19 protein-coding genes are annotated in these 26,581 nt (G+C 72.4%); 9 read left to right on the forward strand and 10 right to left on the reverse strand.

The window, feature by feature from the left end; translation table 11 throughout:
- Positions 1–400 precede the first annotated feature (400 nt).
- From ACF1DX_RS37820 to thyX, 3 genes are all read right to left on the reverse strand, one after another.
- Entirely contained in the window at positions 401–2,086 is a 1,686-nt protein-coding gene (locus tag ACF1DX_RS37820) for a ribonuclease J (protein ID WP_391795681.1), read from the reverse strand.
- A gap of 153 nt (positions 2,087–2,239) precedes the next feature.
- Positions 2,240–3,142: a 4-hydroxy-tetrahydrodipicolinate synthase gene (dapA, locus tag ACF1DX_RS37825; protein WP_391795682.1), complete on the reverse strand. Its 903-nt coding sequence runs from the start codon at positions 3,140–3,142 to the stop codon at positions 2,240–2,242.
- 210 nt (positions 3,143–3,352) lie between these two features.
- Positions 3,353–4,093: an FAD-dependent thymidylate synthase gene (thyX, locus tag ACF1DX_RS37830; protein ID WP_085574051.1), complete on the reverse strand. Its 741-nt coding sequence runs from the start codon at positions 4,091–4,093 to the stop codon at positions 3,353–3,355.
- A gap of 211 nt (positions 4,094–4,304) precedes the next feature.
- Here thyX and ACF1DX_RS37835 point away from each other — a divergent pair, with 211 nt between their 5' ends.
- Complete coding sequence (locus ACF1DX_RS37835) at positions 4,305–4,544, forward strand: hypothetical protein (protein ID WP_391795683.1); 240 nt, start codon at positions 4,305–4,307, stop codon at positions 4,542–4,544.
- 113 nt (positions 4,545–4,657) lie between these two features.
- Positions 4,658–5,215, forward strand: coding sequence for a hypothetical protein (locus ACF1DX_RS37840; RefSeq protein ID WP_391795684.1), 558 nt, complete (start codon positions 4,658–4,660; stop codon positions 5,213–5,215).
- Between the two features lie 31 nt (positions 5,216–5,246).
- On the opposite strand, the gene ACF1DX_RS37845 is transcribed toward ACF1DX_RS37840, so the two are convergent.
- The 5 genes from ACF1DX_RS37845 to rpsO all read right to left on the reverse strand — a co-directional run bounded on the left by ACF1DX_RS37845 (position 5,247) and on the right by rpsO (position 10,665).
- Positions 5,247–5,690, reverse strand: coding sequence for a hypothetical protein (locus ACF1DX_RS37845; protein ID WP_391795685.1), 444 nt, complete (start codon positions 5,688–5,690; stop codon positions 5,247–5,249).
- Between the two features lie 15 nt (positions 5,691–5,705).
- Positions 5,706–6,458, reverse strand: coding sequence for a 4-hydroxy-tetrahydrodipicolinate reductase (gene dapB / locus ACF1DX_RS37850; protein ID WP_391795686.1), 753 nt, complete (start codon positions 6,456–6,458; stop codon positions 5,706–5,708).
- A 26-nt stretch (positions 6,459–6,484) separates the two neighbouring features.
- Complete coding sequence (locus ACF1DX_RS37855) at positions 6,485–7,864, reverse strand: M16 family metallopeptidase (protein WP_391795687.1); 1,380 nt, start codon at positions 7,862–7,864, stop codon at positions 6,485–6,487.
- Positions 7,861–10,086 carry a polyribonucleotide nucleotidyltransferase gene (locus ACF1DX_RS37860; protein ID WP_391795688.1) on the reverse strand — a complete coding sequence of 742 codons (2,226 nt, stop codon included), beginning with the start codon at positions 10,084–10,086 and terminating at the stop codon, positions 7,861–7,863. The genes ACF1DX_RS37855 and ACF1DX_RS37860 overlap by 4 nt, the downstream gene beginning before the upstream one ends.
- 291 nt (positions 10,087–10,377) lie before the next feature.
- Entirely contained in the window at positions 10,378–10,665 is a 288-nt protein-coding gene (gene rpsO, locus ACF1DX_RS37865; protein ID WP_004924725.1) for a 30S ribosomal protein S15, read from the reverse strand.
- 269 nt (positions 10,666–10,934) lie between these two features.
- On the opposite strand from rpsO, the gene ACF1DX_RS37870 reads away from it, so the two are divergent.
- From ACF1DX_RS37870 to ACF1DX_RS37900, 7 genes are all read left to right on the forward strand, one after another.
- On the forward strand, positions 10,935–11,234 hold the full coding sequence (locus ACF1DX_RS37870) for a DUF397 domain-containing protein (RefSeq protein ID WP_391795689.1): 300 nt from the start codon (positions 10,935–10,937) through the stop codon (positions 11,232–11,234).
- Positions 11,235–11,606: 372 nt separating this feature from the next.
- Positions 11,607–14,987, forward strand: a complete 3,381-nt coding sequence (locus ACF1DX_RS37875) for an SCO5717 family growth-regulating ATPase (protein ID WP_391795690.1) — start codon at positions 11,607–11,609, stop codon at positions 14,985–14,987.
- Positions 14,988–15,240: 253 nt separating this feature from the next.
- The gene (locus ACF1DX_RS37880) at positions 15,241–17,103 is read left to right on the forward strand and encodes an ABC transporter substrate-binding protein (RefSeq protein WP_391795691.1); all 1,863 of its coding nucleotides are present in this window, start codon (positions 15,241–15,243) and stop codon (positions 17,101–17,103) included.
- Positions 17,104–17,116: 13 nt separating this feature from the next.
- A complete protein-coding gene (locus ACF1DX_RS37885; RefSeq protein WP_391795692.1) occupies positions 17,117–18,214 on the forward strand; it encodes an ABC transporter permease in 1,098 nt (365 codons plus the stop codon).
- Entirely contained in the window at positions 18,211–19,125 is a 915-nt protein-coding gene (locus ACF1DX_RS37890; RefSeq protein WP_391795693.1) for an ABC transporter permease, read from the forward strand. The genes ACF1DX_RS37885 and ACF1DX_RS37890 overlap by 4 nt, the downstream gene beginning before the upstream one ends.
- Positions 19,122–20,450: an oligopeptide/dipeptide ABC transporter ATP-binding protein gene (locus ACF1DX_RS37895; RefSeq protein WP_391795694.1), complete on the forward strand. Its 1,329-nt coding sequence runs from the start codon at positions 19,122–19,124 to the stop codon at positions 20,448–20,450. Before ACF1DX_RS37890 ends, ACF1DX_RS37895 begins: the two co-directional genes overlap by 4 nt.
- A complete protein-coding gene (locus tag ACF1DX_RS37900) occupies positions 20,447–21,436 on the forward strand; it encodes an oligopeptide/dipeptide ABC transporter ATP-binding protein (RefSeq protein WP_391795695.1) in 990 nt (329 codons plus the stop codon). Before ACF1DX_RS37895 ends, ACF1DX_RS37900 begins: the two co-directional genes overlap by 4 nt.
- A 4-nt stretch (positions 21,437–21,440) precedes the next feature.
- On the opposite strand, the gene ACF1DX_RS37905 is transcribed toward ACF1DX_RS37900, so the two are convergent.
- Positions 21,441–22,394 carry a bifunctional riboflavin kinase/FAD synthetase gene (locus ACF1DX_RS37905; protein WP_391795696.1) on the reverse strand — a complete coding sequence of 318 codons (954 nt, stop codon included), beginning with the start codon at positions 22,392–22,394 and terminating at the stop codon, positions 21,441–21,443.
- Between the two features lie 145 nt (positions 22,395–22,539).
- On the reverse strand, positions 22,540–26,505 hold the full coding sequence (locus ACF1DX_RS37910; protein WP_391795697.1) for a trypsin-like peptidase domain-containing protein: 3,966 nt from the start codon (positions 26,503–26,505) through the stop codon (positions 22,540–22,542).
- Positions 26,506–26,581: the final 76 nt, after the last annotated feature.

Here is a 26,581-nt window from a genome sequence, read left to right on the forward strand (position 1 = left end):
CCCGATCGAACCGACCGGGTCGGGGTATCAACATATCTGGCGTTGACTTTTGGCACGCTGTTGAGTTCTCAAGGAACGGACGCTTCCTTCGTACTTACCCTCGCGGGCTTTCCTCCGGGCGCTTCCCTTCGGTCTTGCGTTTCCGACTCTATCAGATCTTTCCGATCCGATTTCCTCGGTGCTTTCCGGGGTTCCGCTTCCGCGTTTCCCTTTCCGGCGGTTCCGACTTTATCAGAGATTCTGAGTCGGATTTCCCCTCCTCTGCCGGGCGACGGTTCCGACGCACGAAGTGGTCGGGTGCCCGATCGGGAGGAGTCGTAAACGTACTGGAGCGGGGCGCCTCGATGCAAATCGAGGCGCCCCGCTCCCGGTTCGCTCGTCCGTGCGGTCCGGCGGACCGTCAGACCTCCACCACCACGGGCAGGATCATCGGCCGGCGCCGGTAGGTGTCGGAGACCCACTTGCCCAGCGTGCGGCGGATGAGCTGCTGCATCTGGTGGGGTTCGACGACGCCGTCCTGGGCCGAGCGCTCCAGCGTCTCCGTGATCTTCGGGATCACCTCACCGAAGGCGGAGTCCTCGATACCGGAGCCGCGGGCCTGGACGTGGGGGCCGCCCGTGATCTTGCCGGTGGACGCGTCCATGACGACGAAGACCGAGATGATGCCCTCGTCGCCGAGGATCTTGCGGTCCTTGAGCGCAGGCTCGCCGACGTCACCGACGGAGAGGCCGTCGACGTAGACGTATCCCGCCTGGACCTTGCCGGAGATCTTGGCCTTGCCCTCGACGAGGTCGACGGCGACGCCGTCCTCGGCGATGACGATGCGGTCGTGCGGGACGCCGGTCAGGGCGCCCAGTTCGGCGTTGGCGCGCAGGTGGCGCCATTCGCCGTGCACCGGCATCAGGTTCTTCGGACGGCAGATGTTGTAGAAGTACAGCAGCTCGCCGGCCGAGGCGTGGCCCGAGACGTGGACCTTGGCATTGCCCTTGTGGACGACGTTCGCGCCCCAGCGGGTCAGGCCGTTGATCACGCGGTAGACCGCGTTCTCGTTGCCGGGGATGAGCGACGACGCCAGGATCACCGTGTCGCCGTCGACGATGCGGATCTGGTGGTCACGGTTGGCCATGCGGGACAGGGCGGCCATCGGTTCGCCCTGGGACCCCGTGCAGACCAGGACGACTTCGCTGTCCGGCAGGTCGTCCAGGGTCTTGACGTCCACGACCAGGCCCGGCGGGACCTTGAGGTAACCGAGGTCGCGGGCGATGCCCATGTTGCGGACCATGGAGCGGCCGACGAAGGCGACCCGGCGGCCGTACTCGTGTGCCGCGTCCAGGATCTGCTGGATGCGGTGGACGTGGCTGGCGAAGCTGGCCACGATGATCCGCTTGCGGGCGCCGGCGAAGACCTGGCGCAGGACGCCCGAGATGTCGCGCTCGGGCGGGACGAAGCCCGGGACCTCGGCATTCGTGGAGTCGGCGAGCAGAAGGTCGATGCCTTCCTCGCTGAGCCTGGCGAACGCGTGCAGATCCGTGAGGCGGTTGTCCAGCGGGAGCTGGTCCATCTTGAAGTCGCCGGTGTGGACCGCCATGCCGGCGGGCGTGCGGATGGCCACGGCGAGCGCGTCGGGGATGGAGTGGTTGACGGCGATGAACTCGCAGTCGAAGGGGCCGATGCGCTCGCGCTGTCCTTCCGCCACCTGGAGGGTGTACGGGCGGATGCGGTGCTCCTGGAGCTTCGCCTCGATGAGGGCGAGGGTGAGCTTGGAGCCGATCAGCGGGATGTCCGGCTTCTCGCGCAGGAGGAAGGGGACGCCGCCGATGTGGTCCTCGTGGCCGTGCGTGAGGACGATGCCCTCGATGTCGTCGAGGCGGTCCCGGATGGACGAGAAGTCCGGCAGGATCAGGTCGATGCCGGGCTGCTCCTCCTCGGGGAAGAGGACTCCGCAGTCGACGATCAGCAGGCGGCCTCCGTACTCGAAGACCGTCATGTTCCGGCCGATCTCGCCGAGACCGCCGAGCGGGGTGACGCGCAGGCCGCCTTCGGGGAGCTGCGGGGGCGGGCCGAGTTCAGGATGCGGATGACTCAAAAGACTCTCCTCAAACACGCGCGCCACGTACCGGTGGGGCACGTGGCGCGCATGACGTTCGTGCAGAAGCAGTTGTCGTATGGGGTGCGGGCACCGGTGGCCCGCTTATTCAGTTGTGAAGTCCGTCTGCGCGAGCGGTCGCGCGAAGTCTGGTTACTGGAGTTGTACCCCGCCGGCGGCAAGATCGATCTTGAGCTGCTCGATCTCTTCCGGCGTGCACTCGGCCATGGGGGCGCGCAGGGGTCCGGCGGGGAGGCCCTTGAGGGCGAGCGCCGCCTTGGTGGTCATCACGCCCTGGGTGCGGAACATGCCCGTGTAGACGGGGAGCAGCTTCTGGTGGATCTCGGTGGCCTTCTGGACGTCTCCGGAGGTGTACGCCTCGACCAGGGCGCGCAGCTCGGGGGTGACGAGGTGGCCGACGACCGAGACGAAACCGACCGCTCCGATGGAGAGCAGGGGCAGGTTCAGCATGTCGTCGCCGGAGTACCAGGCGAGGCCGGAGCGGGCGATGGCCCAGCCGGCGCGGCCGAGGTCGCCCTTGGCGTCCTTGTTGGCGACGATGCGCGGGTGCTCGGCGAGACGGACGATCGTCTCCGTGCCGATCGGGACGCCGCTGCGGCCGGGGATGTCGTAGAGCATGACCGGCAGCCCGGAGGCGTCGGCGACGGCCGTGAAGTGCCGGTAGAGGCCCTCCTGCGGGGGCTTGTTGTAGTACGGGGTGACCACCAGGAGGCCGTGCGCGCCGGCGCGTTCCGCGGCGCGGGCCAGTTCGATGCTGTGATGGGTGTCGTTGGTGCCGACCCCGGCCACGACCTGGGCACGGTCGCCGACCGCCGCCACGACGGCCCGCACGAGATCCGATTTCTCCGCGTCGCTGGTGGTGGGGGACTCGCCGGTGGTGCCGTTGATGATCAGGCCGTCGTTGCCTGCGTCCACCAGGTGGGTAGCGAGCCGCTGTGCGCCGTCGAGGTCGAGTGCGCCGTCCGCCGTGAAGGGCGTGACCATGGCGGTGAGGACCCGCCCGAAGGGGGTCTGCGGAGTGGAGGTCGGAGCCATGGGTTACACGCTACTCGCTGCTCAGGCCGGGGTCTTCCCTCGGGGGAGGCGGCAGGGTGGGACAAAAGGGGGACCCGGCACTGCCTGCTCGGGGGTTCAGGCAGTACCGGGCCCGTTTGATCAGGCTAGATGAACTTCACGAAATGCCGCAATACGGACACTTCGCCAGGTTGAACCGTACAAGTGTGCTCGCGGGCCTGAGCTGCGGTTCTACGGGGCCACCCGCCCGTTGGCGTTGAAGGCGGCGTACGTGAGCGGCATGAGACGGGCCCATTCGGCCTCCATCTTCTCGCCGACCATCTCGATCTCACGCTGCGGGAAGGACGGGACCTTCGCCAGCTCGTGCTGGGTGCGCAGGCCGAGGAAGTGCATCAGCGAGCGGGCGTTGCAGGTGGCGTACATCGAGGAGTACAGGCCGACGGGGAGCACCGCGCGGGCGACCTCGCGGGCGACGCCGGCGGCGAGCATCTCCTGGTACGCCTCGTACGCCTGCCGGTAGGAGTCCTCCATGGCGCGGCCGACGAGCTCCTGCTGGGCCGGGGTGCCCTCGACGAAGCGGTACTTGCCGGGGCGGCCCTCCTGGATCAGCTTGCGGGACTCGTCCGGGACGTAGAAGACCGGCTGGAGCTCCCGGTAGCGGCCCGACTCCTCGTTGTACGACCAGCCCACGCGGTGCCGCATGAACTCGCGGAAGACGAAGATCGGGGCGCTGATGAGGAAGGTCATCGAGTTGTGCTCGAAGGGGCTGCCGTGCCGGTCCCGCATCAGGTAGTTGATCAGGCCTTTGGAGCGCTCGGGATCCTTGTCCAGCTCGGCCAGGGACTGCTCGCCGATGGTCGAGACGCGGGCGGCGAACAGCACGTCGGCGTCGGACGCGGTGTGCTTGACCAGCTCGACGGTCACATCGCTGCGGAAGTCGGGCTTGAGGTCGTCGGCGGGGGTGTCGGTCACGGCGCGGGGGATCCTTCCATCACGTCTCTCGGGCGGCGCCCACTCTACGGCGCGGCACCGACAACGGGGCCTTCGGCGCCGGCAGGCGACATACGGCGGTGAACGGCGGCGAACTTCTGCGAATTCGGTGAAAGTGGGCACCTCTCGGAGCCGTCGTTCGTCTGTGGTGGTGACAGTGATTCGTTCGACACACGAAGGAGACGTGCACCAGATGTCCGGTCGGCGCGAACCCGTACCGTTCGCCTTTGTCGCCGAGGCCGACAGGTTCCGCAGCAATGTCACCCCGCCGCCCCGTGAGCGGGCCTCCGTCGGCCAGATGGCCGGGCGCTGGCTGCTGGGGCTCACCCTCGTGGCCGGGCTGGCGGGCTCTCTGGTCATCGGGATGCCGGCGATGTCCTCCGATCCCTCGGGGTCGGGGACACAGCAGTCACAGGCGTCCGAGGGGCGCTGAGCCGCCCCGGCCGTGGTCACCGGCTCCGTCCGGACCCCGAGGGTGGTGACCGGCGGCACGGATCGATAGCCTCACCGGGCACTGCTGACGCATGGATCGAGTGAGGACCCGTCGTGCCCCTGCCCTTCCTGACGGCCGACCGCGCTTTCGACACGGCGGACGATGTCGCCCTGCCGTACGACGACCGGGACCGCTGGCGGCGCCCGTACCGTCCCGGACCGTGGCGGGTGGGGGCGGCGGCGCTCCTGCTGCTGCTCGCGTCGTTCGTGCTGTTCGCGGCGGTGATCATCGCGGCGACGGCGACGCCGGCGTCCGCCGGGACGGTCTTCGCCATCGCCCTGGTCGGCGTCGTCTGCGCGCTGCGGCTGCTGCGCATGGGCGTGTGGGTGAGCTCCCGGGGGCTGCGCCACGTGGCCTTCGTGAGCACGCGTACGACGTCCTGGGAGCAGGTCGCCTCCGTGCGCACGGTGCAGCAGCCGGTGCGCTGGCTGGGGCTGCCCCGGACGGTGCAGGGGCAGGGGCTGGTCCTCGTCCGGCGGGGGCGTTCGGCTGAGTCGCCGGCGCCGCTGCTGACCTCGCACAACGCGGACTTCCTGGGGCGGGACCGGCTCGCCTTCGACCGGGCGGCCGACACCGTGGAGGCGTGGGCCGCCGAGTACCGGCGCGACTGAACGTGCGGGCCCCGGCCCCGGGCCCGCACGTTCAGCGAGAGGTCTTGTGCAGGGCGATCGCCCGCTGCATCGCCTTGCGGGCGCGGGGGGTGTCGCGGGCGTCGTGGTAGGCGACGGCGAGCCGGAACCAGCTGCGCCAGTCGTCGGGGGCGTCCTCCGTCTCGGCCTTGCGGCGGGCGAAGACCTCGTCGGCCGAGTCGCGGTCGACCCGGCCGCTGGGCAGCCGCTTCAGCTCGTCGACGGGCAGGCCTCCCTCGGCGTCGAGCAGGGCGGCGAGCCGGTTGGCGTCGCGGACGAACTCGGTGTTCTTCCACAGGAACCAGACACCGATGACCGGCAGGATCAGCACCGCCACGCCGAAGGTGACGGTGAGAGACGTGCCGGTCTCGATGAGCAGCACGCCACGGCTGCCGACCAGGACGAAGTAGACGACCAGGACGGCGGCCGTGATGGCGTAGGAGATCTTCGCGCGCATGGGGTCGGCTCGGGCTCAGTTCAGGTCGAGGAAGTGTTCCAGGCCGAAGGTCAGGCCGGGAGTGGTCACCACGCGGCGGGCGCCGAGCAGGATGCCGGGCATGAAGCTGCTGTGGTGCAGGGAGTCGTGGCGGACGGTGAGGGTCTCGCCCTCGCCGCCGAGCAGGACCTCCTGGTGGGCGAGGAGTCCGCGCAGCCGGATCGCGTGCACCGGGACCCCGTCGACGTCGGCGCCGCGGGCGCCGTCCAGGGCGGTGGCCGTGGCGTCCGGGGCGGGCGCGCTGCCGGCCTGGCGGCGGGCCTCGGCGATGAGCTGGGCGGTGCGCGTGGCGGTGCCGCTGGGGGCGTCCACCTTGTTCGGGTGGTGCAGCTCGACGACCTCGACGGATTCGAAGTACGGGGCGGCGATCTGTGCGAACTTCATGGTGAGGACCGCGCCGATGGAGAAGTTCGGCGCGATGAGCACGCCCGTCTCCGGGGACTGCTCCAGCCAGCCCCTCAGCTGCGCGAGGCGGTCGTCGGTCCAGCCGGTGGTGCCGACCACGGCGTGGATGCCGTGGCGCACGCAGAAGTCGAGGTTGCCCATGACCGAGGCGGGGGTGGTCAGCTCCACGGCGACCTGGGCGCCGTTCTCGGCGAGGGTCTCCAGCTTGTCGTCCCGGCCGAGGGCGGCCACCAGCTCCATGTCGTCGGCGGCCTCGACGGCCCGTACCGCCTCGGAACCGATCCGGCCCTTGGCACCGAGGACCGCCACGCGCAGCTTGCTCATGTCTGTTGCTTCCTTACGGGGGTGGGTCAGGCGACGGCGTCGTGCAGACGGGACGCCTGCTTGTCCTTGAGCGGGCCGATGACCGACAGGGAGGGCCGCCGTCCCAGGACGTCGCGGGCGACCGAGCGGACGTCGTCCGGGGTCACCGAGGCTATCCGGGTCAGCATGTCGTCGACCGACATCTGCTCGCCCCAGCACAGTTCGCTCTTGCCGATACGGTTCATCAGCGCGCCGGTGTCCTCGAGGCCGAGGACGGTGGAGCCCTTCAGCTGGCCGACGGCGCGCTCGATCTCGTCGTCGGGCAGTCCGTGTTCGGCGACGTGGTCGAGTTCGTCGCGGCAGATCTTCAGCACGTCGTGCACCTGGGAGGGCCTGCAGCCCGCGTACACGCCGAACAGGCCGCAGTCGGCGAAGCCCGAGGTGTACGAGTAGACGCTGTAGGCCAGTCCGCGCTTCTCCCTGACCTCCTGGAAGAGGCGGGAGGACATGCCGCCGCCGAGGGCGGTGTTCAGCACACCCAGGGCCCAGCGCCGCTCGTCGGTGCGGGACAGGCCCGGCATGCCGAGGACGATGTGCGCCTGTTCCGTCTTGCGGCCGATGAGCTCGACCCGGCCGGCGGTGCGCAGCGCGCGGCTGCCGCCGCGCGGGGCGATCGGTTCGGCGTCGGTGTTCCTGAGGGCGCCGGCCTTCTCGAAGGCGGCCCGGACCTGGCGTACGACCTTGTTGTGGTCGATGTTGCCGGCGCAGGCGACCACGAGGTGGGTCGGGTCGTAGTGCTTCTTGTAGAAGCGGCGGATGCGGTCGGCGGTGAGGGCGTTGACCGTGTCGACCGTGCCGAGGACGGGGCGGCCGAGGGGGTTGTCGCCGAACATGGTGTGCGCGAACAGGTCGTGCACGCAGTCGCCCGGGTCGTCCTCGGTCATCGCGATCTCTTCGAGGATGGCGCCGCGTTCGACGTCGACGTCCTCCTCCTGGATCAGCGAGCCGGTCAGCATGTCGCACACCACGTCGATGGCGAGCGGCAGGTCGGTGTCGAGCACGCGCGCGTAGTAGCACGTGTACTCCTTGGCCGTGAACGCGTTCATCTCGCCGCCGACGGCGTCGATGGCGGAGGAGATGTCCAGGGCGGACCGGCGGGAGGTGCCCTTGAAGAGCAGGTGCTCCAGGTAGTGGGTGGCGCCGTTCAGGGCCGGGGTCTCGTCGCGGGAGCCGACGTGGGCCCAGATGCCGAAGGTCGCCGAGCGGACCGAGGGCAGTGTCTCGGTGACGATGCGCAGGCCACCGGGGAGGGTGGTCCTGCGGACCGTACCGATGCCGTTCTCGCCCTTGATCAGGGTTTGGGTACGGGCGACGGCCCGCGCCTCCGAGGAGGTGCGGGCCGTCGCCTTGGAGCTACGGGACGTCACTGGTCGGCGTCGTCCTTCTTGTCGTTGTCGGAAGCGTCCTCTTCGCCCTCGATCACGGGGATCAGGGAGAGCTTGCCGCGGGAGTCGATCTCGGCGATCTCGACCTGGACCTTGGCGCCCACGCCGAGGACGTCCTCGACGTTCTCCACGCGCTTGCCGCCGGCCAGCTTGCGGATCTGCGAGATGTGCAGCAGACCGTCCTTGCCGGGGAGCAGGGAGACGAAGGCGCCGAACGTCGTCGTCTTCACGACCGTACCCAGGTAGCGCTCGCCGACCTCGGGCATCGTCGGGTTGGCGATGCCGTTGATCGTGGTGCGGGCGGCCTCGGCGGCCGGGCCGTCGGCGGCACCGATGTAGATCGTGCCGTCGTCCTCGATCGTGATCTCGGCGCCGGTGTCCTCCTGGATCTGGTTGATCATCTTGCCCTTGGGGCCGATGACCTCACCGATCTTGTCGACCGGGATCTTCACGGTGATGATCCGCGGCGCGTTCGGGGACATCTCGTCCGGCGTGTCGATCGCTTCCATCATCACGTCGAGGATGTGGAGGCGGGCGTCACGGGCCTGCTTGAGGGCGGCGGCCAGGACGGAGGCCGGGATGCCGTCCAGCTTGGTGTCGAGCTGGAGGGCGGTCACGAACTCCTTGGTGCCGGCGACCTTGAAGTCCATGTCGCCGAAGGCGTCCTCCGCACCGAGGATGTCGGTGAGGGTGACGTAGTGCGTCTCGCCCTCGATCTCCTGGGAGATCAGGCCCATGGCGATACCGGCGACGGGGGCCTTCAGCGGCACACCGGCGTTCAGCAGCGACATGGTGGAGGCGCAGACCGAGCCCATCGACGTCGAGCCGTTGGAGCTCAGCGCCTCGGAGACCTGACGGATCGCGTAGGGGAACTCCTCGCGCGTCGGCAGGACCGGCACGAGGGCGCGCTCGGCGAGGGCGCCGTGGCCGATCTCGCGGCGCTTCGGGGAGCCGACGCGGCCGGTCTCGCCGGTGGAGTACGGCGGGAAGTTGTAGTTGTGCATGTAGCGCTTGCGGGTCACCGGGGAGAGGGTGTCCAGCTGCTGCTCCATGCGGAGCATGTTGAGGGTGGTGACGCCCAGGATCTGGGTCTCGCCACGCTCGAACACCGCGGAGCCGTGCACGCGCGGAATGGCCTCGACCTCGGCGGCCAGGGTGCGGATGTCGGTGACACCGCGGCCGTCGATGCGCTTCTTCTCCTTGATGACGCGCTCACGGACCAGGGACTTGGTCAGCGAGCGGTACGCGGCGGAGATCTCCTTCTCGCGGCCCTCGAACTCCGGCAGGAGCTTCTCGGCGGCGAGCGCCTTGACGCGGTCCAGCTCGGCCTCGCGCTCCTGCTTGCCGGCGATGGTCAGCGCGGAGGCGAGCTCCGGCTTCACGGCGGCGGTGAGGGCCTCGAGGACGTCGTCCTGGTAGTCCAGGAAGATCGGGAACTCGCCGGTCGGCTTGGCGGCCTTCGCGGCGAGGTCGGCCTGGGCCTTGCAGAGGACCTTGATGAAGGGCTTCGCGGCCTCCAGACCGGCGGCGACGACCTCCTCGGTCGGCGCCTCGGCGCCGCCCTCGACCAGCTTGATGGTCTTCTCGGTGGCCTCGGCCTCGACCATCATGATCGCGACGTCGCCGTCCTCCAGGGTGCGGCCCGCGACGACCATGTCGAAGACGGCGTCCTCGAGCTCGGAGTGCGTCGGGAACGCCACCCACTGGCCGTTGATCAGCGCGACGCGGACGCCGCCGATCGGGCCGGAGAAGGGCAGGCCGGCCAGCTGGGTGGACGCGGAGGCGGCGTTGATCGCCACGACGTCGTACAGGTGGTCGGGGTTGAGCGCCATGATGGTGGCGACGACCTGGATCTCGTTGCGCAGGCCCTTCTTGAAGGACGGGCGCAGCGGGCGGTCGATGAGGCGGCAGGTGAGGATGGCGTCCTCGGAGGGCCGGCCCTCGCGGCGGAAGAAGGAGCCGGGGATCTTGCCGGCCGCGTACATCCGCTCCTCGACGTCCACCGTGAGCGGGAAGAAGTCGAGCTGGTCCTTGGGGTTCTTGGAGGCGGTGGTGGCCGACAGCACCATGGTGTCGTCGTCCAGGTAGGCCACGGCGGAGCCGGCGGCCTGCTTGGCCAGGCGGCCCGTCTCGAAGCGGATGGTGCGGGTGCCGAAGGAGCCGTTGTCGATGACGGCCTCGGCGTAGTGGGTCTCGTTCTCCACTAGCGTTTTCTCCGTTACTTTGTCGTCTTTACGTCCCGCTTCGCCCGTGTGGCGGGGGGACGGGGGCGGAGAAGCGCTCCACTGGTGCGGGCCGGTCTTCGATCGAAGCTCCCGGGATTCACTCTCCCGGGGGCCACTACCGAGGACCGGCGGCGGCGAGGTGCGCTTCTCCTCGTGCGTCGTTCGTACCTATTGCGTTGTGCTACCACACTACAAAGGTGCGGTGACAGTCCGCACGTACAGCAAAGGGAGCGGCCCCCTTTTCCCGGGAACCGCTCCCTTCACGGCGTCTTACTTGGCGCCCGCCGCACCGCGGCGGATGCCGAGGCGGTCGACCAGCGCGCGGAAGCGCTGGATGTCCTTCTTGGCGAGGTACTGCAGCAGCCGGCGGCGCTGACCGACCAGGATGAGCAGACCACGGCGGGAGTGGTGGTCGTGCTTGTGGGTCTTGAGGTGCTCCGTCAGGTCGGAGATCCGACGGGAGAGCAGAGCGACCTGGACCTCGGGGGAGCCGGTGTCACCCTCCTTGGTACCGAACTCGGAGATGATCTGCTTCTTCACTGCGGCGTCGAGCGACACGCGTACTCCTCATAGTCTGTGAGTGGCCACCGAGTGCCCCCGGTCTTCTTCTCGGGGGGTCTTCCATGACTCGGAAGGCGGGGATCCGCTGGGCGCGGCCTCCGGAGCGGGCTCGCTCCGGGGGTGCGTACACACACGGCCGTCACTCAGCGTACCAGGCTGCAACGGGGCCCTTCCCCCCGGTCCGCCGAACCGGCCGAGCCGGACGTCGCAGGCCACTAGGGTGAGCGCTCGGATCAGTTCACACGTCGGGAAGGGGTCGCTGCGGCATGGCGGAGACGGCTGAGGAGATCAAGGCGCGCAAGGAGCGGGAGAGGGACGAGCTCTACGCCCTCGACATCTCCGGTGTCGAGTGGCACAGCGCGCCGGGCACCGAGGAGCACGAGGAGCGGGTCGAGATCGCGTACCTGCCCGGGGGTGCCGTGGCCATGCGGTCCTCGCTCGACCCGGACACGGTGCTGCGGTACACGGAGGCGGAGTGGCGGGCCTTCGTGCTGGGGGCGCGGGACGGCGAGTTCGACCTGGAGCCGGCGCCGGGCGACGGAGGGCTCACCGCGGCCTCCGAGTGATGTGGAGATGTGGCAACGGGCGGTACGCGTGCGTGCCGTCCGTTGGTCTGTGTGTCAACGGGCGTATGTCCGGGGCGGGTTGATGATGTCATGCGTGCGATGGACTGAGTGGTCGGTCTGTTGACCGTTGCATGAGCGTTGAGCGAGTTTGCCCACTTAAGTAGTGGAATCTGTACGGTTCTTGGCCGCGGGACGTGGGGCGGAGCAACCCGTGCCGAGGGGTGGGCGGGGCTGACGGGGTGGGGCTACTGGTGATTAGGCTGGTACCCGGCGCGACGCCAGAACCCGCGAACCGGGACCCGGCGTCCTACGGGGAGGGCACATGGTCGCCCCCAGCACGCACGAGGGTGCTCGACCACACCAGGAGGAACTGTGAGCAGCGATCGGGACGGGACGCGCGGGGGCTGGGCGACACCCGGCGATGACCAGCCCGACGCGGAGTCCGCCATCGAGACGACGGGCGAGTTCACCATCGACTACGCGCCGCCGGCCTGGTACACGCAGAACGCTTCGGGGAGTTCGGAGTCGGGGGCGTCGTCCGCTCCGTCGGCCTCCGGTTCCCCGCCCGCTCCGGCTCCCTCCCCTCATGGGCCCGTTCCGCCGCTGCCGGGGCTGACTCCGCCGCCGCACGCGGTGGGGGCCGCGGGTCCGTCGTCCCTTCCGGCGCAGCCGCCCGCGCCCGCGCCGGGGGCGCCCTTCACTCCGCCCGCGCCCGCACCGGGCGCCCCGTTCACGCCTCCGGCGCCCGCGCCCGCCGCGCCGTTCACGCCGCCGCCCGTGCCACCGTCCGGGGGGCCGGTGGCCGTGCCGAGGCTTCCGGTGGGGAGCGGGTTCGAGCCGCAGCGGCCGGAAGCGGAGAAGGAGCCCGAGGAGTCGGGTGCGGCTTCCCCTTCGGCCGTACCGGACATCCCGGTCGGTGGGTTCCAGGCCGGCAACGGTGATCTGGAGAGCGGTGCGACGATCCGCTTCTCCGCCGCCGCGCTGAAGCGGGAGATCGCGGAGCGCGAGGCGGAGGCCGAGGCGGAGGCCGAGGCGGACGCGAAGGACGAGGCCGGGGCCGAGGCTGGCACGGAGGACGGGGCCGGGGCCCAGGCGCGGCTGGAGCCGTCCGACGGTGAGGACGGGACCGACGGCGACGCCGGGAGCACCGCGGAGATGTCCGACACCGCGGTGAGCCCGTCGGACGCCGACGAGGCCGAGGCGGCGTCCGGTACGTCCGACGAGCGTGAAGTCGGCGAGGTCTCCGACTCGGAGGACGTCGCACCTGAGGACGCCGAGTCCCCGGTGACCGACGGGGAGGACGACGCCACGCCGGCGGAGCCCGAGGACGCGGTGCCCGCCGAGGACGTGCCGGTGACGGACGAGTCGACGGCCGTCGAGCCCGAGGACGCCGAGCCGGTGAACGACGCGGTGCCCGCCGAAGCGGCTCCCGCAAAGGCCCCTGAGGACAGCACGCCCCAGGAGGCCGTTCCGGCCACGTCCGACGCCCCGCCCGCCTGGACTCTCCCGGCGCCGCAGGACGTGCCCCCGGCGCCGTCGGCGTACCCCGCCGCCCCGGCGCCGGCCGGCCAGTGGCCCGCGCAGCCGCAGCAGCCGCCCGCCCAGCCGGCGGACGCGGGCGCGCGGCCTCAGCCCGCGGCAGCGCAGGACCGGCCGGCCGCCCCTGCCCAGCAGCCGCCGTTCCAGCCCCAGGCGCCGCAGCCCGCGCCCGCCGCCTGGAACCCGCCGGCCGCCCCGCAGCCCGGGTACGGCTTCCCCCAGCCGGGCGCCGCCCCGACGCCCCCGGTTCAGCCCGCCGGCGCCCCCGGTGGGGCGAGCCCGCAGGCGGGCTACGGCTTCCCGCAGCCCGGCGCGGCAGCCCCACAACCCCCCGCACAGCAGCCCGACGCCCCCGCCGGCTACGGCTTCCCCCAGCCGGGCGCCGCTCCCACGCCCCCGGCCCAGCCCGCCGGGTACGGCTTCCCGCCCGCCGGTGCCCCCGGTCCGACGAACCCACAGCCCGAGGCCGCCCCCGCACCCAGCCCACAGACCGACTACGGCCTCCCCCAGCCCGGCACGGCAGCCCCACAGCAGCCCGGCACTCCGCCCGCCCCGGCGCCGAGCACCCCGGCCGGCTACGGCTTCCCGCAGCCGGGCGCCGCCCCGACGTCGGCTCCGCAGCCCGGCGCGACGGCCCCGCAGCCCCCTGCACAGCCCCAGCCCGGCATCCCGGCGCCCGACGCCCCCGCCGGCTACGGCTTCCCCCAGCCGGGCGCCGCCCCGACGCCCCCGGCCCAGCCCGCCGGGTACGGCTTCCCGCCCGCCGGTGCTCCCGGCGCGGCAGCTCCCCAGCCCCCGGCGCAGCAGCCCGGGAGTGCTCCCGCTCCCGGCGCGCACGCCGGTTACGGCCTCCCTCAGCCCGGCGCGGCGGTTCCGCAGCAGCCCTTCGGGCAGCCCCGGCCCGGCACCCCGCCCGTGCCCGATCCTCAGGCCGGTCACGGCTTCCCCCAGCAGCAGCCCGTCGATCCGCGTACCGGGGCCGCCTGGCCGCAGCCCGTTCAGCACGACCAGCGGCAGCCGACCAATCCCGGTGCGGCGCCCCTCGGTTACACCGCCGCCGTGGAGCTGTCCTCGGACCGGCTGCTCAACAGCAAGAAGCAGAAGGCGAAGAGCAGCCGTCCCGCGGCCGGCGGTTCGCGTTTCAAGCTGGGCGGGAAGAAGGAGGAGGCCGAACGGCAGCGGAAGCTGGAGCTGATCCGCACGCCGGTGCTGTCCTGCTACCGCATCGCCGTCATCAGCCTCAAGGGCGGCGTCGGCAAGACGACCACGACCACCGCCCTCGGCGCCACCCTCGCCACCGAGCGGCAGGACAAGATCCTCGCGATCGACGCCAACCCGGACGCCGGTACGCTCGGCCGCCGGGTGCGGCGCGAGACCGGGGCCACCATCCGCGACCTCGTCCAGGCGATCCCGTACCTCAACTCGTACATGGACATCCGGCGGTTCACCTCCCAGGCGCCGTCCGGTCTGGAGATCATCGCCAACGACGTCGATCCGGCCGTGTCCACGACGTTCAACGACGAGGACTACCGGCGCGCGATCGACGTGCTCGGCAAGCAGTACCCGGTCATCCTCACCGACTCCGGTACGGGTCTGCTCTACAGCGCCATGCGCGGCGTGCTGGACCTCGCCGACCAGCTCATCATCATCTCCACGCCGTCCGTGGACGGTGCGAGCAGTGCCAGTACGACGCTGGACTGGCTGTCCGCGCACGGGTACGCCGACCTCGTCTCGCGGTCCCTGACCGTGATCTCCGGGGTGCGCGAGACCGGCAAGATGATCAAGGTCGACGACATCGTGGCGCACTTCCGGACCCGGTGCCGGGGCGTGCTCGTCGTGCCGTTCGACGAGCATCTGGCCGCCGGTGCGGAGGTCGACCTCGACATGATGCGGCCGAAGGTGCGGGAGGCGTACTTCAACCTCGCGGCGCTGGTCGCCGAGGACTTCGTACGGCATCAGCAGTCGCACGGTCTGTGGACCTCCGACGGCAACCCGCCTCCGGTCGCCGCCCCGCCGCTGCCGGGCCAGCCCTTCCCCGGCCAGCCCATGCCCGGACAGCCCATGCCCGGTCAGGCCATGCCCGGTCAGGCCGTTCCCGGTCAGCCGGGCCCGTACCCCCAGCAGCCGCAGCCCGGACAGCCCCCGGCCCAGCCCGGCCACCCGTACCCGCAGGTCCCGGGCCAGCCCTATCCTCCTCACCCCGGCCGGCAGTAAAGCCCCGCAACCGAGCGGCCCCTTTCGAGGGGCCGCTTTCGCGTGCAAGGCCGAAATCCGCCGCCAGGCCCTGGCCAGCAGCGCGTCACCGGTCTCGACCAATGAGCGCGCCATGTACATCAACTCGTTGTTTTCGCAGGCCACATGGGGTGTCCGCGCCGTTGACGCTCGCGATGGTCGCTGATAGACACACTCATCACTCATCTGATCAATCCGCCCTTCCTGTGCGAGCGATGACGCGAGGTCAGCGACCATGGAAACGAACGATCAGTACGGCGGTCACCACCGCACCCCGGGCCGCACCCGGCTCGTCATGACGGCCGGCGCCGCCGCGCTCACCCTCAGCGCCGGGCTCGCCACCCCGCTCAACCCGGCGCCGCAGCAGGCGCGGGCGGCCGACGACGGCACCAAGGTGCTGACCGTCGCGGTGGCGCAGAGCGTCGACTCGCTCAGCCCGTTCCTGGCGGTACGGCTGCTCAGTACGAGCGTCCACCGGCTCACCTACGAGTACCTGACGAACTACGACCCCGAGGACAACCACGTCGTCCCCGGCCTGGCCACCAAGTGGGAGTCGTCGCCGGACAAGCTGACCTGGACGTACACCATCCGCTCGGACTCCGCCTGGTCGGACGGAGAGCAGGCCACCGCCGAGGACGCGGCCTGGACGTTCAACACGATGATGAAGGACCCCGGCGCGGCCACCGCGAACGGCAGCTACGTCGCCAACTTCGAGAAGGTGACCGCGCCGAGCCCCACCGAGCTGGTCATCGAGCTGAAGAAGCCGCAGGCCACGATGACGGCGCTGGACGTGCCGATCGTGCCCAAGCACGTGTGGGAGAAGGTCGACGACTACGCGAAGTTCAACAACGACAAGGACTTCCCCGTCGTCGGCAACGGGCCGTTCGTCCTCACCGACTACAAGCCGGACAGCTATGTACGGCTGAAGGCCAACAAGGACTTCTGGCGCGGGTCGCCCAAGTTCGACGAGCTGGTCTTCCGCTACTACAAGGACCAGGACGCCGCGGTGTCGGCGCTGCGCAAGGGCGAGGTGTCGTTCGTCGCCGGGTCGCCGTCCCTGACGCCGGCCCAGACGCAGGCGCTGAAGAGCGAGAAGAACATCCGGGTCAACGACGCGCCCGGGCGCCGCTTCTACGCGCTGGCCACCAACCCGGGCGCCAGGGCGAAGAACGGCGAGAAGATGGGTGACGGACACCCCTCGCTGCTCGACCAGCGGGTGCGCAACGCGCTGTTCATGGCGGTGGACCGGAAGACCATCATCGACAAGGTGTTCCAGGGGCACGCCGTGGAGGGCGCCGGCTACATCCCGCCGCGCTTCTCGCAGTACTACTGGGAGCCGTCGGCCGGCCAGGAGCTGGCGTACGACCCGGCGGAGGCGGCCCGGCTGCTCGACCGGGCCGGCTACAGGAAGAACGGTGACGGCAAGCGGGTCGGCAAGGACGGCAAGCCGCTCGACTACCGCGTGCTGTGCCACGCCACCGACCCGAACGACAAGGCGGTCGGCCAGTATCTCGAGGAGTGGTGGGGCGACCTCGGTATCGGGGTGACGCTCAACTGCCTGGACAACGTCACCGATCCCTGGCTCGCCGGTGAGTACGACCTCGCCTTCGACGGCTGGTCGGTCAACCCGGACCCCGACTTCGTCCTGTCCATCCACACCTGCGCGGCGCTCCCGGCGACCCCGGAGGAGACCGGCGCGACCGACAACTTCATCTGCGACAAGACGTACGACGAGCTGTACGCGCGGCAGCTCGCCGAGTACGACGCCGGCAAGCGGGCGGACATCGTCAAGCAGATGGAGTCGCGGCTGTACGACCTCGGGTACATGAACGTCATGGCGTATCCGAACGCGGTCGAGGCGTACCGCACGGACCAGATCGAGTCGATCACCACCATGCCGGCGAAGGCGGGCAACATCTACGGCCAGGACGGCTACTGGAGCTGGTGGTCGGCGGTGCCGGCGGACTCCGGTGGCGGGGGCGGTGACGCGTCGTCGACGGGCGTGGTCGTCGGGATCGTCGCGGGTGTCGTCGTCCTCGCGGGGCTGGGGGTCTTCGCGGCGATGCGGCGACGGACCACGGCCGAGGACCGCGAGTAGGCGGCGGACACCCATGACCGCTGACGCGACATCCGCATCGACAGGGGGCACGGGGGCCGCCGGTCCGGCGAAGGACGGACCGGCGGCCGTCCGCGGGCCGCGCGAGCCGCACGGGCCACGCGGCCGCCGTATCACCACCGCGTATCCGCGCTATGTGGCGGGCAAGCTCGCCGGTGCGGCCGTGTCCCTGCTCGCCGTCCTCGTCACCAGTTTCTTCCTCTTCCGGCTGATCCCCGGCGACCCGGTGAAGTTCATGACCGGTGGCCGCCAGGTGTCGGCCGAGCAACTGGCCGCATACCGGGAGCAGTTCGGGCTCGACCTGCCGTTGTGGCAGCAGTTCACCGACTACTGCGGCAAGGCGCTCACCGGTGATCTGGGGACGTCGTACCAGTTCAACGCGCCGGTGGCCGACAAGATCACGGAGGCGCTGCCGAACACGCTGCTGCTCACCGGTACCGCCTTCGTCCTCTACACGGCGCTCGGGATCGTCCTGGGCACCCGGTCGGCGTGGCGGCACGGACGGCTCGGCGACAAGCTCAACACCGGGCTGGCGCTGACGCTGTACTCCCTCCCCTCCTTCTGGCTGGGCCTGCTGCTGATCACCACGTTGTCGGTGGGGATCGGGCCGCTGCCGGGACTGTTCCCGACCGGTGGGATGGAGTCCGGCGGGGAGGAGGGCTTCGCGTACGTCGTGGACGTGGCGCACCACCTGGTACTGCCGGTGGTGACGCTGGTGGCCGTGGATTACGGGCAGACGCTGCTGGTGACGCGGTCGGCGCTGCTGGACGAGATGGGCAGCGACTATCTGACGACCGCGCGGGCCAAGGGGCTGCGCGACGACCTCGTACGGCGTCGGCACGCGGTGCCCAACGCGCTGCTGCCGACCGTGACGCTGATCTTCATCAATCTCGGGCGGACGGTGGCCGGTGTGATCCTGGTGGAGACGGTCTTCTCCTGGCCGGGCCTGGGAGGGCTGTTCTACCAGGCGCTGAGCGTGCCCGATCTGCCGCTGGTGCAGGGGCTGTTCTTCGTGTTCGCCGCCGCGGTGGTCGTGATGAACACGCTCGCCGATCTGATCTATCCGCTGTTCGATCCCCGGGTGGGCCGATGACGACCGAGAAGACACCGGCCGCGCGCCCCAGCGCCCTGGCGTGGCAGCGGCGCCGGGCCTCGGCCGTGCGGTTCTGGCGGCAGTACCGCACCCACCGGGCCGGCCTCTTCGGCCTCGCCACGCTCGCGCTGTTCGCGCTGCTCGCCCTGGCCGCTCCGCTGGTCGTCGGATCCGACGTGGCCGACGTGACCGACGCACCGGGCAGCCCGCTGGAGAGCCCGAGCCCGGAACTCCCCTTCGGGGCCGACCGGTTCGGGCGGAATCTGCTCGGCCTGGTGATCTGGGGTGCGCGGGTGTCGCTGCTGGTGGGGCTGCTGGCGGCCGTCCTGTCGGTGGCGATCGGCACGGTGATCGGGGTGACGGCGGGGCACTTCCGGGGCTGGTACGCGACGGTGGTGATGCGGATCACCGACTGGTTCCTGGTGATGCCGACGCTGGTGCTGGCGATCGCGCTGGCCACGGTGATGTCCCGCTCGCTGCTGACGATCGTCGTGGCGATCGGGGTGACGACCTGGCCGACGACGGCCCGGCTGGTGCGGGCGCAGACGCTGGCGGTGGAGACCCGGCCGTACATCGAGCGGGCGCGGGCGCTCGGCGGCGGGCACTGGCACATCATGTCCCGGCACGTGCTGCCCAATGTGATGCCGCTGGTGCTGGCGCAGACGACGCTGATCATCTCCTCGGCGATCCTGGCGGAGGCGACGCTGGCCTTCCTGGGGCTCGGCGATCCGACGGTGGTGTCGTGGGGCGGGCTGCTGCAGGACGCCCGGGAGGCGGGTGCGGTCAGTGCCGGGCACTGGTGGTACCTGGTGCCGCCGGGCATCGCCATCGCCGTGGTGGCGCTGGCGTTCACACTGTGCGGACGGGCCGTGGAGTCCGTCCTCAACCCCAGGCTGGGGGTGTCCCGTTGAGTCTGCTCGACGTCAGAGGGCTGACGGTCACGTACGCGGGCGGGGCGGCCGCCGTGCGCGGGGTGGACCTACGGCTGGACGCGGGCCGCAAGCTGGGGATCGCCGGGGAGTCGGGCTGCGGCAAGTCCACCCTGGCGCTGGCGCTGCTGCGGCTGCTCCCGGCCGGGACCCGGGTCGGCGGGGAGATCCTGCTGGACGGCGAGGACGTACTGGCCATGAAGTGGGGCCGGGTACGGGCGGTCCGCTGGGCCGGGGCGTCCATCGTGTTCCAGGGTGCGATGCACTCCCTCAACCCCGTGCGGCGCATCGGCGACCAGATCGCCGAGCCGATCCTGCTGCACCGGAAGGCCACCCCGGCCGGGGCGCGGAAGAGGACCGGGGAGTTGCTGGAGCACGTCGGTCTTCCGGCCGCCCGTGCGTCGGCGTACCCGCACGAGCTGTCCGGCGGCCAGCGGCAGCGCGTCATGATCGCCATGGCGCTGGCCTGCGATCCGCGGCTGATCATCGCCGATGAGCCGACGACCGCGCTGGATGTGATGATCCAGGCGCAGATCCTGCGGCTGATCGAGCACCTGGTCGCGGACCAGGACGTGGGGCTGATCATGATCAGCCATGACCTCGCGGTGCTCGCCGGCACCTGTGACCGGCTCGCGGTGATGTACGCGGGCCGGGTGGTCGAGGAGGGTCCGGCGGGAGAGGTGTACGAGGCCGCCCGCCACCCCTACGCCCAGGCGCTGTCGGCCGCGTTCCCGCGCATCGGCGACCCGGCGTCGCGCTTCGCGCCGCGTGGCCTGCCGGGCGACCCGCCGGACCCGGCGGCGCTGCCGCCGGGCTGCACGTTCCATCCACGGTGCCCGGTGGCGCTGGAGTCCTGCGCCACGGAGGACCAGCCGCTGCGGAACGCGGGCCCGGACCGGCGGGCGGCGTGCGTACGGGTCGCCGCGGCGGCCGAGCCGACCGGGCGGGCCGAGTCGGCCGGGCGGGCCGAGTCGGCCGGGCGGGCCGAGTCGGCCGGTCCGGGCAAGCCGGCCGAGCCGGGCAAGCCGGCCGACGAACCGGATTCCCCGCGGGACACTCCGCCCGACGGCTCGAAGGCGCGGCGGAACACGGCGGACGGTGGCCCGGTTCCCCGTCGGAACACGGTGGACGACGATCCGGATCCCCGGCCGGGCAAGGCAGCCGACGACTCCGGCACCCGGCACGGCACGACAACCGACGCACCCGACCCCCGGCACGGCACGGCAGCCGACCCCCCGGCGCCCCGGCGGAACGCGGCAGCCGGTGATCCGGGAGGCCTGGAGGAAGCGAGGCCCAGTACCCCATGACCACCTCCACCACCCCCCTCCTGAGCGCCCAGGGTGTGCGCATCGCCTTCCCGGGGCGGCACGGCGCGCCGGACGCCCGTGCCGTGGACGGTGTCGACCTGGACATCCGTCCCGGTGAGATCGTCGCCCTGGTCGGTGAGTCGGGCTGCGGCAAGACGACGCTGGCCCGCGCCCTGCTGGGTCTGGTCGAGCCGACCGCGGGCCGGGTCACCTTCGACGGACGGCCGCTGGAGTACTCGGGCCGCGCCCTGAAGGCGTACCGCAGGCGCGTGCAACTGGTGCTGCAGGACCCGAACGGATCGCTCAACCCCCGGCACACGGTGTACGACGCGGTGGCCGAGGGGCTGCGTATCCACGGCCACGGCGGTGACGAGCGGGCCGCGGTCGCCGACGCCCTGTCCCTGGCCGGCCTGCGCCCGCCGGAGCGCTTCCTCCTGCGCTATCCGCACGAGCTGTCCGGCGGTCAGCGGCAACGCGTGGTGATCGCGGGCGCACTGGTGCTGGAGCCCGAACTCCTCGTCGCCGACGAGCCGGTGGCCTCCCTCGACGCGTCGGTACGCGGGGAGATCCTCGCCCTGCTGCTACGGCTGCGCGCCGAACTGGGCCTGTCCGCGCTGGTCGTCACGCACGACCTCGGACTGGCCTGGAACATCGCCGACCGGGTCGCGGTGATGTACCTGGGCCGGATCGTGGAGACCGGGGCGGTGGAGCAGGTCCTGACGGCCCCCCGGCATCCGTACACCCGGGCCCTGCTGTCGGTCCTCCCCGAGGCGCCGGGTGAGCCGGTGGTCCTCACGGGCGAGCCCCCGGACCCGTCCCGCGTCCCGTCCGGCTGCCGGTTCCACGCCCGCTGCCAGATCCTGGCGGGCGGCGAGGCGGACCGGGCGGGGGTGGCGGAGGCGTGCCGGGGCCGGGACCCGGAGATCCTCGACGGGGGCGGCGCGGCCCAGGTGGCGTGCCACTGGGCGCACGCCGGGAGGAGCTGACCGGCTACGGCTTCCCGGCCGCGGCCACGAGGGCCTTGCAGCGCTCGACGTCCTCGGCCATCTGCTCCAGCAGCGCCTCCAGCGTGTCGAACTTCGCCTGACCGCGTACGAAGGCCAGGAAGTCGACGGCGACATGGAGGCCGTACAGGTCGAGGCCGACACGGTCGATGGCGTACGCCTCGACCGTGCGCTCGGTGCCGTCGAACTGGGGGTTGGTACCGACGGAGATCGCGGCCGGCATGGCCTCGCCCTGGGCGTGCAGCCAGCCGGCGTAGACGCCGTCGGCGGGGATCGCGGTGTGCGGGAGGGTCTCGACGTTGGCCGTGGGGAAGCCCAGGTCGCGGCCGCGCTGGGCACCCCGGACGACGACGCCCTCCACCCGGTGCGGGCGGCCCAGGATCTCGGCGGCGCCCTCGACCTCGCCCTCGGCGACCAGGCGGCGGGTGAGCGTGGAGGAGAACGGCTCGCCGCCGCCCGCCTCACCGCTCACGTACAGGTCGACGACCTCGACGTCGAAGTCGTAGACCCGGCCCTGCTCGGCGAGGAACTCCACGTTGCCCGCGGCCTTGTGACCGAAGCGGAAGTTGGGGCCCTCGACGACCGCCTTGGCGTGCAGCTTGTCGACCAGCACCTTGACGACGAAGTCGGCGGCGGACAGCTTCGAGAACTCGGTGGTGAAGGGGAGGATCAGGACCGCGTCGACGCCGAGGCCGGCCATGAGTTCGGCGCGCCGGTGGTGCGGGGCGAGCAGCGGGGGGTGGCTGCCGGGGCGGACGACCTCGCTGGGGTGCGGGTCGAAGGTGACGACGACGGCGGGGACGCCGAGGTCCCGGGCACGGTCCACGGCGTGCCGGATGATCAACTGGTGCCCGCGGTGGACTCCGTCGTAGGAGCCGATGGTGACGACGCTGCGCCCCCAGTCCTGGGGGATGTCCTCCAAGCCACGCCAGCGCTGCACTGTGCCTGCTCCTTGTCGAAACCTCGTCGAACGAACCCGAGTCCGTGGACTTCTCTACGCAGCTCTAAGGGTGCCATGCCGCGTGCCGGGGGCCCGCATCGGCATGGGGGCTGTGTGACGGGGTGCACGTGCCGGCCGGGCGGGGTCAGGCGGGGGCGACCGCTCCGGCCGGGTTCCCGAGGGTCCGGCGGGTGGCGGGCCCGATCAGCGCGGACCACTCGCGCGGTGCGTCCGTCAGCCAGCCGGCCACGGCGGCGGCGAAGCCCGGCACATGGCTGCCCAGGTCGGCCAGGCAGCGGTCGAAGCGGGTGGCGCCCTCCTCGGTGCGCGCGAGGAGCAGCCCGGTGCGGTGGACGAGGACGCGCGGCTCGGGGCCGGGGTTGCGGGCCGCGGCGCGCAGCACCGCCTCCAGGACGGCGGGGTCGGACTCGCGGGCGAGCAGGGTGTCCAGCAGCTCGCGGCGCAGCGGGCGGGAGGCCGGTGTGCCGGGGCCGGCGAGGATGCCGGCGAGGGCCACCCGGAGCGGTTGCGGGCCGCCGTCGAGCAGGCCGGTGAGCAGGGTCCTCAGCACGGCACGGGCGGCCGGCCCCCGCTCCAGCCGCCCGTCGGCGTACGCGGCCACCTGTCCCGTCAGCTCCGGCCGCCGCTCCACCGTCTCCCGTACGAGTGCGGCGACCCGGCGGGCCAGGGCGGGCGGGGTGGCGTCGGCGAGGGCGCGGAACGCCTCGCCCGCGCCGGTCCCGCCGAGCCGGGTGCGGAAGGCGTCGAGGACGGGCTCCGGGTGGGTGGTGAGGGCGGGGAGGAGCGCGCTCGGCGGGAGGTGGGGGTCACCGGCCGCGAAGCGCTCCAGGGCCCGCGGGAGGTGTCGCTCCCTGCTGTTCGGGTCGCGGACCAGGAGGGCGAGGGCGCCGCCGTGCAGCTCGCGGTCGGCGGTGCGGACGAGGACGGCGAGCGCCGCGTACCTCAGCAGGGTGCGGTCGGTGTCGTCGCGCGCGTACGGCGCGACGAGCAGGCCGTAGGCGACGGCCGTGGCCCGGCGTGCGGGGCGTTCGTCCTTCGCCCACCGGTCGACGGCCCTGCACATCGCGGCGGGCTCCTCCTCCGTGAGCACGGTGAGCAGTTGGTCGGCCCGCCGGTGCGCGCTGTCAACGAGCGCCTCCGTCAGCGCGTCCGGGGCCGCGTGCCGGTGGGTGTGCAGCAGCGCCTGCGCGGCGGTCGCCACGGTCGCGTGCGGGGTGGCGGGCAGCGGCCGCTCGTCCTCGAACCAGCGGATGAGGTACGGCAGTACGGCGACGGGGTCGGCGGCGAGCAGCCGGGCGGTGGCGTCGAGGAAGCGGGGTTCGTTCTCGCACGGGGGGCCGTCGGCGTGGACGAGCCGGCGCAGCAGTGCGCACCGTGTCTCCGGCGGCAGCCGGAGAGCGGTCCAGAAGGCGGGTCCCAGCTCCGGCGGCACGCCCCGCCGCTGTTCCCGCCAGGCCACGAGACGGTCGGCCAGCAGCCGCAGCACGTCCGTGTACGGCGTCGCGTCGGCCACGCGCGTGAGGGTCCCGCCGAGCAGCCGGGCGGCCCACCAGGACCCCGGGTCGGCGTCGAGGGCGTGCACCAGGTCCGTGAGCCGCGTGGACAGCCGCCGGCTGCCGTGCCGCCGCGCGAGGAACAGCAGGGCCTCGACGACGACACCGATGCGGTGGTGCGGGACGGGGGTCCCGGCCGGAGGGACGGCTTCGGCGCCGGGGGCGGCCGGGAGGAGGCCGACGGCGGCCGCGCCGGCTCCGGCGTCATCGGCGAGGCGGTCGTCAGCGGGCCGGTAATCGGTATCGGCGACGGCCCAGGGGTCGGGACCGGCGACGGTCCAAGGATCGAAAGCGACAGCGGGAAGACCACGGCGATCACCGGCCGCGCCGGCCCAGCGGCCGGACGGCGGGAGAGCCCTCTCCGCGGCGTCCCGGTCACCGGAAGCGACGGCGGCCGGCAGCGGGGTGCGCCCGCCGGGAGCGACCGGGGCGGCGGGGGCGGAGCGACATCCGTCCGCCGCACCGGACCCACGGCCGGACAACGGAAGAAGACCCTCAGCGGCATCCCCGCCACCGGGCAGCGGAAAGCCGTCCTCGGCGGCGGCCGGCAGCGGGGTGCGCCTGCCGGGAGCGACCGGGGCGGCGGGGGCGGTGTGGACCAGGATGCGCAGGGTGTCGTCCACATCGAGGTGGGTGCCGTGGAGCCAGTCGGCCAGTTCCTCGTCCGCGAACCGGTAGCCGGTCGTCCCGGCCGGGACGAGGAGCCCCTCGGCGAGCACGGCCGAGGCCCAGCCGGTGCCGCCGCCGAGCCGGTCGGGGGCGGGCCCCCGCGGGAACACCACGTCGAACGTCTCCCGGTCCAGGCCGCCCGCGCCGAGGCTGCGCCGGGCGGCCTCGTGCACCTGTCCGGCGACCTTGGCGGCGAGCCGGCGCACGGCGGTGCCGCGGATCCCGTTCCCGTCGGCGAGGCGGACGGCGATCCGCAGGCACATCAGGTCCAGGTGGGCCGAGAAGACGTCGTCGCGGTCGACGGGGATGTCGGGGGCGGTGCCGGCGAGGGCGGACCGGATGTCCCCGAGCATCCGCAGGGTCAGGGGGTGGCGGGCGTCGGCGTCGGCCACCGCGCCCTCGGGGACGCCGTGGCGGGCGCGTGCCCGGCGGGCCTCCTCGGCGGTGAGGTCGCCGAGGGCCGCACAGGCGGGGAGCCCGTCGGGGCGGGGCGCACCGGCGTGCAGCGGCTCTTCCGGGAATCCCGCCGCCTCCCAGTACTCCGCGCGGCACGCCACCACCAGCCGGGCCCCCGTCGCCCGCAGCCACCGCACGGTCCCGGCGGTCCACTCGGCCGGTCTGTCGAGCAGGACCTCCTCGGGTCCGTCGAGGAGGAGCAGCAGGGGGTGGCCGGCCGTGCGGGCGAGCCCGGCCAGGTGCTCCGGGCTCACGTCGCCGAGGGCGTCCGGGCCGGCCGGGAACGGGGCGCGGGAGGCCGCGACGACGGCGGCGGCCCGGTCCAGTGCCCGGCGGGCGGCGTCCGCGACCGAGCCGTCGCCCGCGTCCAGGTCGGCACCGCGCAGCCGGAGCGTGGGCCGGCCCGCGCGGTACCGGCGGGCGGCGAGCGCCGCGAGCTGCGTCGTACGACCGCTGCCGGGTGGCCCGACCAGGCCCAGCACGGCGGCCTCGCCCCGCTCGAACGCGGCGAACTCCGCGAGCACGGCGAGCCGGTCGACGGGCTCCACGGCACCGGCCGGCCCACCCCCTCCGGCCGAGGAGACCCCCTCACGCGCAACAGGCCGGCCGACGGGCCCCACACCACCGGCCGACCCGTCCCGTCCGACCGAGGAACCCCCCGCACTCACACCACCGGCCGGCCCACCCCACCCGGCCGAGCCGGCCGTGAGCTGCACCACCCCGGCGAGGTTGAGGTCGGATCCGTGGGCCGGGACCGTCGTCGTGTTCTCGGTGAGCAGTGCGGCGAGCGGGCCCTCGGCGAGGGCCGGGGGAGGCAGTCGTACGGCGAAGCCCCCGGCGCGGTCGTCCGAGTGGAGCGCGGTGCCGAGGACGCCGAGCACGGCGTTGGTGGTGGCGTCGAGCACCGGGCCGCCGGCGGCGCCGCCGCCGAGCCGCAGCGCGTCCCGGCCCGCGGTGCCGACCGCCAGTTCCAGGGCGTCATCCAGTGCGTACGCTCGGTCGGTGGCGGTGTAGGTCACGGGGGCCGTCCCCAGCACGCGCGCCTCGCGCCAGCCTCCGGCGGGGATCCGCACATAGGTGCCGGGCAGGACGGCGCGCCGTGTGGTGACCGGCAGCGGTGCGACGCCGAGCCCCTCGCTGCGGACCAGGGCCAGGCCGAGCGCGGGCAGCGGGGTCACCGCGTCCGCGGTCACCACGCACTGGCGGCCGGCCGCCGCGCGCAGCACGAGCCGGGACAGTCCGTCGACCGCCTCGTGACCGGTGATCACCGTGCCGTGGTGGTCGGCCACGAAGCCGGTGCCGCGCGGCCGGCCGGCGAGGTCGTGCAGGCGGACCAGGACGTCGTGCGGGCCCGGAGCGGCGTCCGGGGCCTCCCGTTCGTGACGGGGTTCGTGTTCGTAGGGGGACGGCATCGTCGAGCCTCCCGTCGCGCATCCGTGCCCTTGGCCGCGACAGTAGGGCCGGGATGATCAGCGGGACAGATCGCCC

This window comes from Streptomyces sp. NPDC014676 (assembly GCF_043084105.1).
GTDB lineage: Bacteria > Actinomycetota > Actinomycetes > Streptomycetales > Streptomycetaceae > Streptomyces.